At 58.9% G+C, this 15,969-nt stretch carries 11 protein-coding genes; 7 read left to right on the plus strand and 4 right to left on the minus strand.

Annotated features, from left to right (window positions below):
- The first annotated feature begins 16 nt into the window (after positions 1-16).
- On the plus strand, positions 17-880 hold the full coding sequence (locus JFT58_RS25435; RefSeq protein WP_034126007.1) for a universal stress protein: 864 nt from the start codon (positions 17-19) through the stop codon (positions 878-880).
- Between the two features lie 134 nt (positions 881-1,014).
- Here JFT58_RS25435 and JFT58_RS25440 read toward each other — a convergent pair whose 3' ends face one another.
- Positions 1,015-1,482: a DUF1289 domain-containing protein gene (locus tag JFT58_RS25440; RefSeq protein ID WP_003190830.1), complete on the minus strand. Its 468-nt coding sequence runs from the start codon at positions 1,480-1,482 to the stop codon at positions 1,015-1,017.
- A gap of 395 nt (positions 1,483-1,877) precedes the next feature.
- On the opposite strand from JFT58_RS25440, the gene acnB reads away from it, so the two are divergent.
- Positions 1,878-4,487, plus strand: a complete 2,610-nt coding sequence (gene acnB, locus JFT58_RS25445; protein ID WP_003190828.1) for a bifunctional aconitate hydratase 2/2-methylisocitrate dehydratase — start codon at positions 1,878-1,880, stop codon at positions 4,485-4,487.
- 213 nt (positions 4,488-4,700) lie between these two features.
- Here acnB and JFT58_RS25450 read toward each other — a convergent pair whose 3' ends face one another.
- The gene (locus tag JFT58_RS25450; RefSeq protein ID WP_054897956.1) at positions 4,701-5,978 is read right to left on the minus strand and encodes a serine/threonine transporter; all 1,278 of its coding nucleotides are present in this window, start codon (positions 5,976-5,978) and stop codon (positions 4,701-4,703) included.
- Between the two features lie 552 nt (positions 5,979-6,530).
- Here JFT58_RS25450 and JFT58_RS25455 point away from each other — a divergent pair.
- The 5 genes from JFT58_RS25455 to JFT58_RS25475 all read left to right on the plus strand — a co-directional run bounded on the left by JFT58_RS25455 (position 6,531) and on the right by JFT58_RS25475 (position 10,603).
- Entirely contained in the window at positions 6,531-7,031 is a 501-nt protein-coding gene (locus JFT58_RS25455; RefSeq protein ID WP_054897957.1) for a DUF4822 domain-containing protein, read from the plus strand.
- A gap of 53 nt (positions 7,032-7,084) precedes the next feature.
- Positions 7,085-7,519, plus strand: a complete 435-nt coding sequence (locus tag JFT58_RS25460; protein WP_054897958.1) for a hypothetical protein — start codon at positions 7,085-7,087, stop codon at positions 7,517-7,519.
- A gap of 144 nt (positions 7,520-7,663) precedes the next feature.
- Positions 7,664-8,617 (plus strand): 2-hydroxyacid dehydrogenase, encoded by a 954-nt coding sequence (locus JFT58_RS25465; RefSeq protein ID WP_034126011.1) that lies wholly within the window; start codon positions 7,664-7,666, stop codon positions 8,615-8,617.
- Positions 8,618-8,746: 129 nt separating this feature from the next.
- Positions 8,747-9,814: a phosphotransferase family protein gene (locus JFT58_RS25470; RefSeq protein WP_054897959.1), complete on the plus strand. Its 1,068-nt coding sequence runs from the start codon at positions 8,747-8,749 to the stop codon at positions 9,812-9,814.
- Between the two features lie 21 nt (positions 9,815-9,835).
- Positions 9,836-10,603, plus strand: coding sequence for an SDR family oxidoreductase (locus JFT58_RS25475; RefSeq protein ID WP_034126013.1), 768 nt, complete (start codon positions 9,836-9,838; stop codon positions 10,601-10,603).
- A 41-nt stretch (positions 10,604-10,644) separates the two neighbouring features.
- Here the strand turns inward: JFT58_RS25475 and JFT58_RS25480 are convergent, their stop codons facing one another.
- A complete protein-coding gene (locus tag JFT58_RS25480; protein WP_169918801.1) occupies positions 10,645-12,390 on the minus strand; it encodes a hypothetical protein in 1,746 nt (581 codons plus the stop codon).
- A 27-nt stretch (positions 12,391-12,417) separates the two neighbouring features.
- Positions 12,418-15,786, minus strand: a complete 3,369-nt coding sequence (locus JFT58_RS25485) for a calcium-binding protein (protein ID WP_198834701.1) — start codon at positions 15,784-15,786, stop codon at positions 12,418-12,420.
- Positions 15,787-15,969: the final 183 nt, after the last annotated feature.

The raw sequence follows: 15,969 nt of genomic DNA on the forward strand, positions 1-15,969 counted from the left end.
TTTGGAGATCCCGACCATGCAAGCCATCCGCAGCATCCTGGTGGTCATCGAGCCCGAGCATTCGGAAAGCCTGGCCCTCAAGCGTGCCAAGCTGATTGCCAAAGTGACCGACGCGCACCTGCACTTGCTGGTCTGTGACAAGAAGCACGAGCATTCGGCGCTGCTGAGCCTGCTCAAGGAAGGCTTGAAAGAAGACGGCTACAGCGTCACCACCGAGCAGGCCTGGAACGACAGCCTGCATGAAACCATCATCGATGTGCAGCAAGCCGAAGGCTGTGGCCTGGTGATCAAACAGCACTTCCCCGACAACCCTCTGAAAAAAGCCCTGCTGACCCCGGCGGACTGGAAGTTGCTGCGCTACTGCCCAACGCCGGTGTTGCTGGTCAAGACCGCCACCCCCTGGGCGGGCGGCGTGATCCTGGCGGCCATCGACGTGGGCAACGCCGACGGCGAACACCGCTCGCTGCACAATTCGATCATCGACCATGGCTTTGATATCGCCAGCCTCGCCAAAGCGCAGTTGCATGTGATCAGCGCTCACCCCTCGCCCATGCTGTCGGCGGCAGACCCGACCTTTCAGCTCAAGGAAACCATCGAGGCGCGCTACCGCGAGCAATGCAAGGCCTTCCAGGCCGAGTTCGACGTGGACGACAGGCACCTGCATATCGAGGAAGGCCCGGCCGATGTGCTGATCCCACATATCGCCCATCGGTTGCAGGCGGCGGTGACCATTATCGGCACGGTGGCGCGCACGGGGATTTCCGGCGCGTTGATCGGCAATACCGCAGAAGTGGTGCTGGATGCGGTGCAAAGCGATGTGCTGGTGCTCAAACCGCAGACGCTCATGGACCATCTGGAAGAGCTGGCGACCAAGCCCTGACACCGACCTTCAGGCAATGTGGACCAAATGTGGGAGCTGGCTTGCCTGCGATAGCGGTGGGTACGCGGGCGCATTTGCTCCTGATACACCGCTATCGCAGGCAAGCCAGCTCCCACATTGACCTCGCCAGTCAGTTAACCCAGCGCATCTTTCAAGAAGCCCGGCGCGATATAGCGCTGGTAATGCGCCTCGGACAAGATAAAGAACTCGCGATCAATGGCATCGCGCAGTTCAGGCAGCGCCCAGTCGCGAAACTCCGGCAACAGCACCATGCCATAGGCTTCCAGGTTATTGATCACCCGGGCCCCACGGGCGATCAACTGGTAGGCCCAGCAATACTCGGACTGGTGTGGCACAAAGCGAATCTTGCGTTGCTCCAACTGCCCGCGCAGGGTCTTGGGGTCGAAAACCTCCACTTTACCGGCCATGACCTGCACCAACAGCTGCTCAAGCCTGAGCCAGACCGCGCGTTTTTCTTCTTCGTTATAGCCGTTCCACTGGATCACTTCATGGTGGAAGCGCTTGCATCCACGGCACACGAGATCGCCGTAGACCGTGGAGCACAGGCCGACGCAGGGGGTCTTGATGGTTTGGTTGGGCATAAGCAGCAACACGCAAATCAGCGAAACAGTGCGCCATGTTAGCCCTTTGTCTAAGGTTGATCACCCAGCAAACTTGAGCAGGCAACTTACCTTTAGATTTTTTTTGCCGTAGAATCACCCGGCCTTGTAAGGCGCCAATAATCCGCTGGAAGCTGTTTTCAAAGCGTCACGAGCACAGTCGTTCCTTCAGAACGGTGTTGGCGCAGGTTCGACCCGGTAGGTCAGAGCCCGCGCCAACCCTCATCAGCTCCGTTCTGCAGGCGTAAAACTTTGAAAGCAGCTTCTGTAAGGAATGCCGGCAGCGCTGGCTTTGCGGCCCAAAAAGCCCCCGAGCGCATGCGTGCCGTTCATTTCTGGATGAGCGTCCCGTGGGACCACTGATGAGGGTAATAACTGTGCTTGAAGCCTACCGCAAACATATCGAAGAGCGTGCAGCACTGGGTATCGTTCCCCAGCCGCTTAACGCCGAACAAACCGCAGGCCTGGTCGAGCTGCTGAAAAATCCTCCGGCTGGCGAAGAAGAATTCCTCGTTGACCTGATCACCAACCGTATTCCACCAGGCGTTGACGAAGCCGCTTACGTCAAGGCCGGTTTCCTGTCTGCCCTGGCCAAGGGCGAAGCCACTTCCCCCCTGATCGACAAGAAACGCGCTGTTGAACTGCTCGGCACCATGCAGGGCGGCTACAACATCGTGACGTTGGTCGAGCTGCTGGACGACGCCGAACTGGCGCCCGTCGCGGCCGCCCAACTCAAGCACACCCTGCTGATGTTCGATGCGTTCCACGACGTCGCCGAAAAAGCCCGCAACGGCAACGAGCACGCCAAAGGCGTGATCCAGTCCTGGGCTGACGGCGAGTGGTTCCGCAACCGCCCTACCCTGGCCGACAAGATCAGCCTGCGCGTCTTCAAGGTCACCGGCGAAACCAACACCGACGACCTGTCGCCGGCGCCTGACGCCTGGTCCCGCCCTGACATCCCGCTGCACGCCCTGGCCATGCTGAAAATGGCTCGCGAAGGCATCGTGCCGGACGAGCAAGGCAAGACCGGCCCGATGAAGCAGATCGAAGAAATGCGCGGCCAAGGCTTCCCGATCGCCTACGTGGGTGACGTGGTCGGTACCGGCTCGTCGCGTAAGTCAGCGACCAACTCGGTACTGTGGTTCTTCGGTGACGACGTACCTTACGTGCCGAACAAGCGTGCCGGGGGTTTCTGCTTCGGCAGCAAGATCGCTCCGATCTTCTACAACACCATGGAAGATGCTGGCGCACTGCCAATCGAATTCGACGTCACCAACATGAACATGGGCGACGTGATCGACCTGTACCCGCATGCTGGCAAAGTCTGCAAGCACGGCACCGACGAAGTCCTGACCACCTTCGAAATGAAGACCCCGGTGCTGTTGGACGAAGTTCGTGCCGGCGGCCGTATCCCGCTGATCATCGGCCGTGGCCTGACCGACAAGGCACGCGCTGAGCTGGGCCTGGGCCCGACTGACCTGTTCAAGCTGCCTGAAGCGCCTGTCGACACCGGCAAAGGCTTCACCCTGGCGCAGAAAATGGTCGGCAAGGCCTGTGGCCTGCCAGAAGGCAAAGGCGTTCGCCCAGGCACCTACTGCGAGCCGAAGATGACCACCGTGGGGTCCCAGGACACCACCGGCCCAATGACCCGTGATGAACTCAAAGACTTGGCGTGCCTGGGCTTCTCGACCGACCTGGTGATGCAGTCCTTCTGCCACACCGCGGCTTACCCGAAGCCGATCGACGTGACCACCCACCACACCCTGCCTGACTTCATCATGACCCGTGGCGGTGTATCGCTGCGTCCAGGCGACGGCATCATCCACAGCTGGCTGAACCGCATGCTGCTGCCGGACACCGTCGGTACCGGTGGCGACTCCCACACCCGTTTCCCGATGGGCATCTCGTTCCCGGCCGGTTCTGGCCTGGTCGCGTTCGCCGCAGCCACTGGCGTAATGCCACTGGACATGCCGGAATCGATTCTGGTGCGCTTCAAAGGCAAGATGAAGCCTGGCATCACCCTGCGTGACCTGGTTCATGCCATTCCTTACTACGCGATCCAGGCTGGCCTGCTGACCGTAGAAAAGAAAGGCAAGAAGAACGCCTTCTCTGGCCGCATCCTGGAAATCGAAGGCCTGAACGATCTGACGCTGGAACAGGCTTTCGAGCTGTCCGACGCCTCGGCTGAACGTTCGGCTGCCGGTTGCACCATCAAGCTGTCCAAAGAGTCCGTCACCGAGTACCTGAACTCCAACATCACCCTGCTGCGCTGGATGATCGGCGAAGGCTACGGCGATGCACGCACCCTGGAACGTCGCGCCCAAGCGATGGAAGCCTGGGTTGCCAACCCGGAGCTGATGGAAGCCGATGCCGACGCCGAATACGCCGAAATCATCGAGATCGACCTGTCGGAAATCAACGAGCCGATCCTCTGCGCGCCAAACGACCCGGACGACGCCCGTCTGCTGTCCAGCGTCGCTGGCGAGAAGATCGACGAAGTGTTCATCGGTTCGTGCATGACCAACATCGGTCACTTCCGCGCTGCCGGCAAGCTGCTGGAGCAGGTCAAGGGCCAGCTGCCTACCCGTCTGTGGCTGTCGCCGCCGACCAAGATGGACGCTCACCAACTGACCGAAGAAGGCTACTACGGCATCTACGGCAAGGCTGGCGCACGCATGGAAATGCCAGGCTGCTCGCTGTGCATGGGTAACCAGGCACGCGTTGAGCCGAACTCCACCGTCGTGTCTACCTCGACCCGTAACTTCCCGAACCGCCTGGGTGATGGTGCAAACGTCTACCTGGCATCGGCTGAGCTGGCGGCCGTCGCCTCCACTCTGGGTCGCCTGCCGACAGTCGAAGAGTACATGGGCTACGCAGCGAAACTGGACACCATGGCCAGTGACGTCTACCGCTACCTGAACTTCGACCAGATCGCCGAGTTCCGCAAGATCGCAGCAAGCGCCAACATCCCGGTGATTCAAGCTTAACGGTGTGTTGATGTGAAGAACGCCGCGTATCGCAAGGTACGCGGCGTTTTTTTATGCCTGGAATTAACCTTTACTGCCAACACAAAAAAAATGTGGGAGCTGGCTTGCCCTAATCCAGTGTAGGAGCGAGCTTGCTCGCGAAAAACTCACCGGCGCCGCGTTCATCCAGGAAGCACGCGTTATCGTTGACGTTCTTCGCGAGCAAGCTCGCTCCTACGCAACCAGCGAATACACCAACGCCGTAATGGCAACCAAGCCAACTGCAGTCACAAACACATTCGACGCCTGCCCACGGTACTTGGCCATGGCCGGCACCTTGCGGATGGCGTACATCGGCATCAGGAACAGAATCGACGCAATCACCGGCCCACCCAGAGTCTCGATCATGCCAAGGATGCTCGGGTTAAGCGTGGCGACGATCCAGCACACCACCAACATGAAGGCGGCGGTCGTGCGGTCCAGGGTCTTGGGTGCCGGACGGCGGCCAGTCTTGACCACCAGGCCCTTGAGGCCCTCGCTTGCACCGATGTAGTGGCCCAGGAACGACTTGGCAATCGCCACGAACGCAATCAACGGTGCGGCAAAGGCAATCGTCGGGTTATCGAAGTGGTTGGCCAGGTACGACAGGATCGACAGGTTTTGCGCTTTCGCTTCCGCCAACTGCGCGGGCGACAGGGTCAGCACGCAACTGAACACGAAGAACAGCACCATCGCCACCATCAGCAAGTGCGCGCGGGACAGGATCTGCGAACTGCGCTCCTCGGCGTGAGCGCCATACTGGCGCTTCTGGTCCACCGCAAAGGCCGAGATGATCGGCGAATGGTTGAACGAAAACACCATCACCGGAATCGCCAGCCACAGCGTGTTGAGCAACGCCGACGGTGCCGGCACTTCGCTGGCGGTACTGAGAATGCCGCCGGTCCAGTGCGGCACCAGGTACACCGCCAGGAACAGCAAGGCCACAATAAACGGGTACACCATCAGGCTCATGGCCTTGACGATCACCTGTTCACCGCAGCGCACAACGGCGAGCAGGCCGAGGATCAATACAAACGACAGGATCGCCCGGGGCGGCGGCAGGATGTGCAGTTGGTGCTCCATGAAGCTGCTGACGGTATTGGTCAGCGCCACGCTGTAGATCAGCAGGATCGGGAAGATCGCGAAGAAGTACAGCAAGGTGATCAGTGCACCGGCCTTAATACCGAAATGCTCTTCCACCACGTCGGTGATGTCGGAACCTTCGCGGCCGGACAGCACGAAACGGGTCAGCCCACGGTGGGCAAAGAACGTCATCGGGAAGGCCAGCAGCGCCAGGATCACCAGCGGCCAGAAGCCCCCCAGGCCCGCGTTGATCGGCAAGAACAAAGTACCGGCGCCAATGGCGGTACCGAACAGCCCGAGCATCCAGGTGGTGTCCTGGCGGCTCCAGCTTGTGAGCGTTGCAGGTGTCGTTGCATAGCGTTCGTCGACGCTATTGGCCTGATCATTCATCCGGTCGGATCTCCGCATTCACACGGCCAGGACGAGTCAGAAAAACCTGACAGGCAGCGCCCTGACCTTAACAGGGGCGCGATTGTCCGGGATTCTTGTGAATAAGCAAAGACTTAGCTGAGGAACGGCACTGCAGTGCAAAGCCTGGAAGGCGGTCCATGGGCAGCTCAGTTGATTCAACGCCAGATGCGCACCGCCTTTACCCACCTCACGAGCCTCCCTGCCGGCGTGGCATTGGGAGGGTCGATCACGCAAGGCCGGCGAAGCTGTGTTTAAACAAATCCAGTCATTCAAAGTTCTCCAGTGGGAAGCCGCTGACAGAAACCCAACATCAATTAAAGTTACGCACCCTCACATATAAGAAAGTTCTTACAGACAGTTAATCAGCGCATCTGGACTGAAACTTTAATTATTGCGGGTTTTGTTGCAAGGGTTTTCCCAAGCATTGAGAGCCCCTCCTATCACGTCTATATTCCAGCTCAGCTCAAAAAAACAAAGTCCTCTAAACCCACGACAGCAGAATTAAAAACCTCACTCGCCAGGAGCGACTTGATGAAAAAACACAACCTTATTTTCTCGCTGATACTTGCCACCGGAATGCTCAGCCCATTGGCCAGCCAAGCACAACCGGCAGTAGAAAACTACGACGCAAGTGCCCTGGGCACATCCCCCCGCTGGCTGACGACAAAAGTTTATATAGAGGGCGCCCCAGAGATCGATGTAAAGGACAAGTACCCAGGTGTCGTTGGAATATCAGCGTGGGACCCTCAGCGTAATCGCTACGAATTTTTCTACACCGATACCGGGCTATCAAAATATGACAACGGCGGCGGCGGTTACTTCATGGTAACAGGGGACAGGAAAAACCATATCCTGATACCCGATAAAGGTGCAACGAGAACCATCGTCAGAAAACTTGAGACGTTGAACAATCAGGAATTCACTTACTCTCGTGAAGTGCCGCGCGACATGATCGACGCCAACCCTCTTGTTCGAATACATGTGGTTCATGCGCCCTATACCGGATCAGTAAAAACCACCCCCACCCACTAACCCTCAACACTCACCCCACGAGTAGCGACAATACTCATAAAAGGCCTCACTCAATGAAAACGCTATTAAAGCCTTTATTGGCGTCTGTTTTATTGTTCTCTACCCTTGTTTCAGGCGGCCTTCATGCGCAGGCTTCCACATCAGGAAAACCTGTCGCCATCAGCGCTGACAATGCGGTGCTGCTGACCGTTTTCCTCAAACATGACCAATCTCGCAACTTGAACGAAATAAGAACAAAACTCACCGAACAGGAACTCTTTAAAGTATTCCCTCCTGAAGGGGTAGAGATCGTCAGTTGGACCATCGCCATGGGGATCGGCCACGTCATCGTTCTACGCTTCCCCGCCTCGCGCCTGCGGGAGGTCAATCTCGCCATCGAACGCTCTGCATGGGGCCCCTTCAGGACAGAGTTCTTTCCTACCTACGATTACATGGACATCGTAGCGGCCGAACAGAGCAAGGTGCGCAAGGCTGCACCCGCTAAATAATTCGCCCGCGTGCAAACAGCGTCTCCCGCTCGCCGAGACGCTGGCACCTTTCGCAAAATCAGTCGCGCTTTCTCGGGCCCTCGGCATTTCGCGCAACAAAAATGCAGCATACTCCGAGCATCGAACTCACCGGAGAGCTGCCCCATGCCCACCACCGTTCTGGTCCTGGTTGAAACCATCAACGAGTACCTGCAAATCATCGAGAGCAATGACTTTCATGTGATTCTGGCGCCGACGCCCGTCGAACGCGCTCAGGCGATCAAGTTGCACGGTGGGCAGATCAAGGCCGTGCTGACCCGTGGCCCGCTGGGGTTGTACGCCGATGAAATCGCGGCACTGCCGTTGTTGGAAATCATCTGCGTGATCGGTGCCGGCTACGAACACGTGGACCTGCAGGCCGCGAGCAATCGTGGGATCGTGGTGACCAACGGTGCAGGGGTAAATGCGCCGTCGGTGGCCGACCATGCCATGGCGCTGCTGCTTTCGCTGGTGCGTGGCGTTCCCCAGACGGATGCAGCGGTGCGGCGTGGCGAATGGCCGAAAGTGATGCGCCCTTCCCTGAGCGGTAAACACCTGGGGATTCTCGGGCTGGGTGCGGTGGGGATGGAGATTGCCCGGCGCGCCGCCCTGGGGTTCGGCATGGAGGTGAGTTATCACAACCGCCAACCCCGCGATGACGTGGATTACACCTACTGTGCGACGGCTGTCGAGCTGGCGCGTACCTCGGATTTCCTGGTGCTGGCTACGCCCGGCGGTGCCAGCACCCGTCACCTGATCGACCGTCACGCCCTGGACGCCCTGGGGCCGCACGGCTTTCTGGTCAACATCGGGCGCGGCAGCGTAGTGGTGACCGCCGACCTGGTCGCTGCGCTGGAGCAGCGCCGCATCGGCGGCGCCGCGCTGGACGTGTTTGACGATGAGCCTGCAGTGCCCGATGCCCTCAAGCGCCTGAGCAATACCGTGCTGACGTCCCACGTGGCCGGCCTGTCCCCGGAAGCGGCCCATGACACGGTGCAGCGCGTCGCTGATAACCTGGTGGAATACTTTGCCGGCCGCCCCGTGCTTACACCGGTGGCCTTGCCAGCGCCCGCAAAATGACCAATCAGGCACGCTGATCACCCTTCAACACGCTAACCTATTAAACCGCCCCGACCTTGTCGCTGGGCGGCTATGCGCATTAGATTAGGAAATAGTCCAAGGCCTTTAGAATAAGCAGAAGGGATAAGCATGGCGCTGAACGACCAATCGACCCAGATTCGCCCAGGCGAAGAACTTGATGCCAGCCTGATCGATCCCTACCTCAAAGCTCATATTTCGGGCCTGAGCGGTACCGTCAAAATCAGCCAGTTCCCTGGTGGCGCGTCGAACCTGACTTACCTGCTGGAATACCCCGACCAGGAATTCGTGCTGCGTCGCCCGCCGTTTGGTCACAAGGCCAAGTCTGCCCACGACATGGGCCGCGAATACCGCATTCTCAACCAGCTCAAAGATGGCTTCCCGTACTGCCCCAAGGCGTATGTGCACTGCACCGATGAATCGGTGATCGGCGCCGAGTTCTATGTGATGGAGCGCGTCAACGGCATCATCCTGCGTTCCGACCTGCCGGCTGAGCTGGGCCTGGACGCTACCCGCACCGAAGCCTTGTGCAAGAGCTTTATCGACAAGTTCGTCGAACTGCACCAGGTCGACTACCACGCCTGCGGCCTGGCCGACTTGGGCAAGCCTGAAGGCTACGTGGCGCGGCAGATTCGCGGCTGGGGCGAGCGCTATGAAAAAGCCCTGACGCCCGACGCGCCAAAATGGGAGGCGGTACGCGCCTGGCTCAACGACAAGATGCCTGCCGACCACCCCACCTCCAGCATCGTGCACAACGACTACCGCTTCGACAACGTGATCCTCGACCCGCACAACCCGATGCAGATCATCGGCGTGCTGGACTGGGAGCTGACCACCCTGGGCGACCCGCTGATGGACCTGGGCAACACCCTCGCCTACTGGATCGAGGCCGCAGACCCGGCGCCGGTGCAATTGATGCGCCGCCAGCCGAGCAACGCCCCCGGCATGCTCACCCGCCGCCAGTTTGTCGACTACTACGCCGAGCGCTCCGGCATCCAGATCGACAATTTCGATTTCTATTACACCTACGGCCTGTTCCGTCTGGCCGGGATTGTGCAGCAGATCTACTACCGTTTCTTCCATGGCCAGACCCAGGACAAACGCTTCGCGCAGTTCATCCACATGAACAAACTGCTGGAGCAGATGAGCCTGAATGTCATCGGCAAATCAGCGCTCTGAGTGCAACTACAAGGAACCCTCATGTCCAAGACCAACCTGTTCGACCTCGATGGCAAGATTGCGTTTGTTTCCGGCGCCAGCCGTGGCATCGGTGAAGCCATCGCCAAGTTGCTGGCCCAGCAAGGCGCCCATGTGATCGTCTCCAGCCGCAAGCTGGAGGGTTGCCAGCACGTGGCCGATGCGATCATCGCCGAGGGCGGCAAAGCCACGGCCATTGCCTGCCATATTGGAGAAATGGAGCAGATCACCCAGGTGTTCGCCGGCATTCGTGAACAGTTCGGCCGCCTGGATATCCTGGTCAACAACGCCGCTACCAACCCGCAGTTCTGCAACGTACTGGACACCGACCTGGGCGCATTCCAGAAGACCGTTGACGTGAATATCCGTGGTTACTTCTTCATGTCGGTGGAAGCCGGCAAGCTGATGCGCGAGAACGGCGGCGGCAGCATCATCAACGTGGCCTCGATCAACGGCATCTCGCCGGGCGTATTCCAGGGCATCTACTCGGTGACCAAGGCCGCCGTGATCAACATGACCAAGGTATTCGCCAAGGAGTGCGCGGCGTTCGGTATCCGTTGCAACGCGTTGCTGCCGGGCCTGACCGATACCAAGTTCGCCTCGGCACTGGTCAAGAACGATTCGATCCTGAAAGTTGCCCTGGCGCAGATCCCACTCAAGCGCGTGGCCGACCCCAGCGAAATGGCTGGCGCGGTGTTGTACCTGGCCAGTGACGCATCGAGCTACACCACGGGCGTTTCTCTCAACGTGGACGGTGGCTTCTTGTCCTGAAGCCGCCTGTACTGTCGGTGGCGAACGGGCTCGCCTGTTTGTCACCGCGCACGTACAGCGCTCATGTCGATCTTAAATAGCACCAGTTTGCCATCTGGCAGGGTCGCACCAATGACCTTGAAAAGCCGTTGACGTGCCAGTGCATCCGCAACCTGCTGCCCGGCACCTGGATCGTGACTGTCCAGTTTGCTCAGGACCCGTGTGACCCAGCCATCCTCCATCTGGAAGTGCTGATTGACCCTAGCCATGCTGACGTGGCCGGATTTGGCATGTTTGACTTCAAGCACATAGACATCGCCCGCCGGCCCCATGAATACCAGATCGAAGCCATTCTGGCTGCCGCCGTAGGTCCCACCGGGAATGATTCGATAGCCATCATTTTTAAGTAACTCACGGTACATTTGCTCATTGGCCGCCCCACGCTGCCTGGTCTGCTTAATGTCCAACGCCCTCCATTGATCAAAAAAATCCTGTTCATCCCCGCGCCTGCCGCGATAGGGATAATGAAGCTGATCATCGACGGCAACGGCCTCTAGATTGAACGTTCCCTCACGACGGGCCGCCACGGTGGCCATGCCTTGAAACGCATCAAACTGCACAACACCCGGTGGCAGTGCGACGCCCTCAGCCCTGGCGTGCATCCCGAGCAACAGGCGCTCATACGGGTAGCCATGGGTCCAGATGTGTGCATCAATCATGCGATCTCGCAGCTGCACGGGCGCGTTGCGGATACGCGGGTTATCGAATGCAATCATCTGCCGCGCATATTGGCGCATATAGCAGTACGTCTGCTTGTCCACGGTCGACATCAAGCCCTGGCTCATATCACTGGTAACACCGGTGTAGCCCAGCGATTTGCGGGCGGCGTTAATGATTGCGCCGATGCTGTCCAAGCGCATTTCGGGCACCCACGATGCCCGGCTGCCGCCAGTATCCAGGTAAATACCCGGCGCGCTGTTGGAACCATTCGGGATCAGTTGGTATTTATTTCTCGTGCTATCAAGCTCGACGCGAACCAGCACGCTCCCCACCTCCAAATAGGCGACGGCCGGGTCACCAGAGAGCTGAATCATCCCGTCTTCGCTGATGGAGCCGCGAGGCTGCAACACACCATTCGCATTCTGCATGTAGAGCCTGTTATCGCCTGCCTTGTAGTGGTCCAACGAAAACAGCTCATCACCGTAGTAGTTTTGCCCGCCAATGACGTACTGTTTTTTCCCCGGGATAGGAGTCCCCGTCGCTGCACCAGCACCTCGCGCATCGTAGAGCTGCAGATCCCACTGCGGATCTCGCGGCCCAGGTGTTGGCATCGTCACTGGCGTGGCTATCGGAACACTGGAATGCGCTGCAGTCGTCACGTTTGTCCAGGTTGAAGTATTCCCAACCCTCTGTACCACAGCTGAGCCGGCAGCCAGTTGATGCGCCAAGCGCGGGTGATAAGTACCACTGGCCGGCTGATGGATCACTTGCACCGTTTGCCCGGTATCCAGATTGACGTAACTGCGGCCGTTCACATCATGCATACCCTCGGCATTGACGGCTCCAAGCGTATCGCCTGTCACCCATACAGCCGTTGGCGGTGGCGGCCCAGGCAGATCCAAAGCACTTATTTGCGGGACCCCAAGCAAACCACCATTGCGGTATCGCGTGCGCTGCGCGCCTTGATACGCCGGTTGAGTGGTACTGGTCGGGCGGCCATAGTCCCTGACCATGACACTGTCGGCACCGTCACCGGCACGCCCAGAGGGTCGGCCGGCAGTTCTGGGCGATTGCGGTTTTTGCTGCATAAATAAAAAATCCCTTTTAATGATCAATCAGACTGAGTCAACACCGCTGAACCGCAAGTCCGCAGACGTTACGGTACGCAGCGGATCAACATCCGCCCCCCAGCAATCGCGGCCTGAATCGTAATGAACGCCTGACACCGTGCCGTCGCTCAGCTCCAAGCCGATAACGCGCAGCTGACGCGCCATCAAGGTTGACCACTGGCGAGAACGCCGCAACGCTTCCCAGACCTCGGCTACAGTCTGATAAGGGGAGGCATCCAGTTGCGCGAGATAGATGCCCCCCAGGTCCTGGCGGATGTCGTATTGCTCGCCCTGCTTGGTGAGTACGCTGACTTGTTCCAGCGGCACCGAAGGGTCTGTCACGGGTGGCAGCAGCACCTTCACGCTGCCGAGGGTCAGCGTGTTTTCGTTCAAGACGATGTGCGCCCGCTCAATCAGCTCACCAAGCTTGGCCGTGTTGATCCGCCAGAACGATGCGTCCGACTTTTTGGCCAGCGCGTCCGGCGTGGACAGGTAGATCGTTGAGCCGGTACTGGGCACCACTTCATAGGTCGACGCCCGCCCCATCAACGAGTAAGACTTTTGATAATGCGGTGGGGCAGGAATAACGACTTTCTGCGGCGACGATTGCAACCAGACCCCCTTGGCGCTATGCGGTCGAAAAAAACCGTGTATCCCGGGCCTTTTTACCAATGCCGAGCTGCCATCGAAGGTATTGAAACCTGGTGAGGCGCGGTCCTGGCTATAGGTTTGCTGGGCCGCCTGTATCCGGTATGAGACGCCATCATTCATGACCAGTACAAACTGGCAGTCCAGTTTGAGGCTGACCGCGATGATGTTTGACGTCACGTTGGTGCGTATCGAGGATCGATCACTGGCATATTCGCAGAGGACCAACTGACTGCCGTCGGTGAAACTGATGGTTAATTTCACGTCGCTATAGGTCAGCGAATCGAAGTGAACCAACCTGCGTAGGGTCACACGGTAACCGGCCAATACCTGGAGAATTTCCTGCGACGAATAATCCACGTACAACACGCAAGCAGTCGCGTCGCTTTTAAGACGAACTTCGACCACCTTTCTGTGTGGCCCACGTTCGATGAAACAGCGGGTCGAACGCCCATGGGGCACCACGAACGTTCCGGCGTTCAACACCCTGTCCAGGCTGACGTCCTGGTCACCTGCTCTCACGGCGACGGTCACGTCGGCGTCCTCGTTGCCAACCAATGTCGGTTCGAGAATCGGCTCAAGCATGTAGCCGTCCTCCGTGAGAAACAGCAGGCTGTGCTTGTTCAACCAGCGCCGGTCATCACCTTGCGTATAGAGCTGCTCAAGCTTGATCACGTGCTGCGGCAGTTCGCCATTAACGCCCCGCCAGACCACAATGACCAACGCACACCCCTGGACGCCCCAATGGGCGATAGCCGAGAGAGGCCAGCGCATCTCGATCACGGCACCCTCGGCCCAGTCCTGCTCGTATAGCGAGACCGTGCCGCGGTTGGTGGCCAGAACATAACGGTCCTTGCCCGCTCCGCCGTCCACCCAGGCGTTGGAACCCAGCACGATCACCGTATCATTGCCCTGCGCGGCCTCGATCCGATCGCCATCGCCGTTTGCGATTATCGTATTGGCCTGTTCTGAACCCTTGACTTGGCTGGCAACCCCGGCTGGCGTGGCGATATTTTCTATCGAGTCGAGGCTGATCGAGTGATGAGGCAACGGTTTGTCGATATCTTTGCGCCGCACGACGGTGCCCGCCTGCAGGTCGATGGCATAGCCCTGCGTGTTGTGCTCATAGATTGCCGAGTTGGACAGGTAGAGCGTATCGCTGCCTGCCTCGCCACGCAGCTGACTGGCCGGGCGATGTGCGTCGGCCTCGTCCAGTGTGCCCGTCGGCATGTCATAGCTGAATACGTCGTCCCTGGCGCCACCGGTCAGCTGCTTCTGGCCTTCACCGAACTGAAAAATATTGGGGATCTCAGCGAAGCCTTTGACATCGTCATTGCCGCCCCCCAGCCGCCAAAGCACCGCGGAATTCGCATCACCCTGACCAAGCACCACACCAGGCAGACGGCCAACCGAGGCGCTGGAAGCATCTATTTGATCATTCTGGTCGACGAGCATCGGCTCGGTGGTGTCGATGTAGGGATCCTCACCCTCGGCTTCGTTCCATCGATGCTTCCAATGCCGGACCGGGCTCAGCCGCACCTCAAACCCACCATTGACTACCGCCTGTACGGTGCCTCTGAGCGCCCCCCTGAGCCAGGTCTGGGCCTGATTGGTCAGGTGCTGCGCATACCAATTTTCCATCCTGGCCAGGGCGAACCGCTCACGTATTTCTTTCTCCGGTTCCTTGCCCTGAAATGCCAACCAGCCCGTGTGCAGCCGCTCGAAAACACTCAGCTCGATATAGTCATCAATTTCATCCACCTGACGAACCGCCGCATAGAGTTGCGCGCCAAACATCAATACGGCGGCGGCGGCAATACCCAGCGGGCCGGCCACGCCGAATCCAGCCAACGCTGCAACCCCCAGGGCCACACTGACGCTGGCGCTCACGATACTGAAGCCGGCGTTGACGTAATGATCAAGCGCTTCCTTGCCAGTGCTGTTCGCCGCCTTATGCAGCGATTGCTTGGCATTGTGATAGTCAAACGGCAACGTCAGCACCAGAGCGAACAGGCCGGCGCCCCGTCGCAGGGTCTGGCCAAGAGAACTGGCGCTGAAACCTGCTAACACCTTATGCCCGTTTTCCAGCAGTCGTCTGCCCAAGTGCTCCAGCGCCAACTCCAGTGCCGTGCCCGTGAGGTTGGCAAACAACTCTGCGCCTGTGACTACCGCCTCATTGATATCGCCGGTCTTGATCGCTTCGGCCAACGCGTTGATCGCACTGTAGTACCCGTAAACCTCCAGCCCCGCGCCCATTACCGCCAAGCTTCGGCTTTTCTTCGGCTCGACCCAACCAGGCATTCCCTCCAACTGCGCCGCTTGGTTGAGATTGGTTTTCTGCACTGAACGTAACAGCCTATCGAGCTTGCCCACTGCACCGGGATTTTCGTCTCCCGGCTTGACCACCAGTAAAGGCGCAGCTTGTGTAGAGCGCAACGCCGCGAACTCAAATAGCACAGCGGCGCTGCTGTCGCTGACAGAACTACTCCCACGAAGATAACGCTGCAGTCTGGATGCCGAGAACCGGATTGAATCCAGCAGCGTCTGATCTGCCTCGCGTACCGCCAGACGATGGGTCTTGACCGGTTTTCCCGCCACCTGGGCACCCATGGCGGCCAGGTCTATACGCGAGACAGTCAACTCGCCAACCACCAGCGGTCCCAGGCTCTGGTCCAGGGCGAGCAAGGTCTCAAGCCTCTTTTTAGTATGTGTTTTCGATGTCGTCATGAGTCCGGCTCCCTATGCCATCACGTTGAATAACGCGGGCGGCAGGCAATCGGTGCCTGCTATAGGGGAAATCATGGCGGCCGGTAATAGCCAGGCGACGGTAGATGCTTATACGCAGGGGCGACTGACTCATAGATATTTTGAGCCCGCACCGCAAGCGAGTAGTCTTGGCGCGGAGTGAAG

Origin of the sequence: Pseudomonas sp. MF6767, assembly GCF_016405475.1 — a bacterium.
GTDB lineage: Bacteria > Pseudomonadota > Gammaproteobacteria > Pseudomonadales > Pseudomonadaceae > Aquipseudomonas > Aquipseudomonas paracarnis.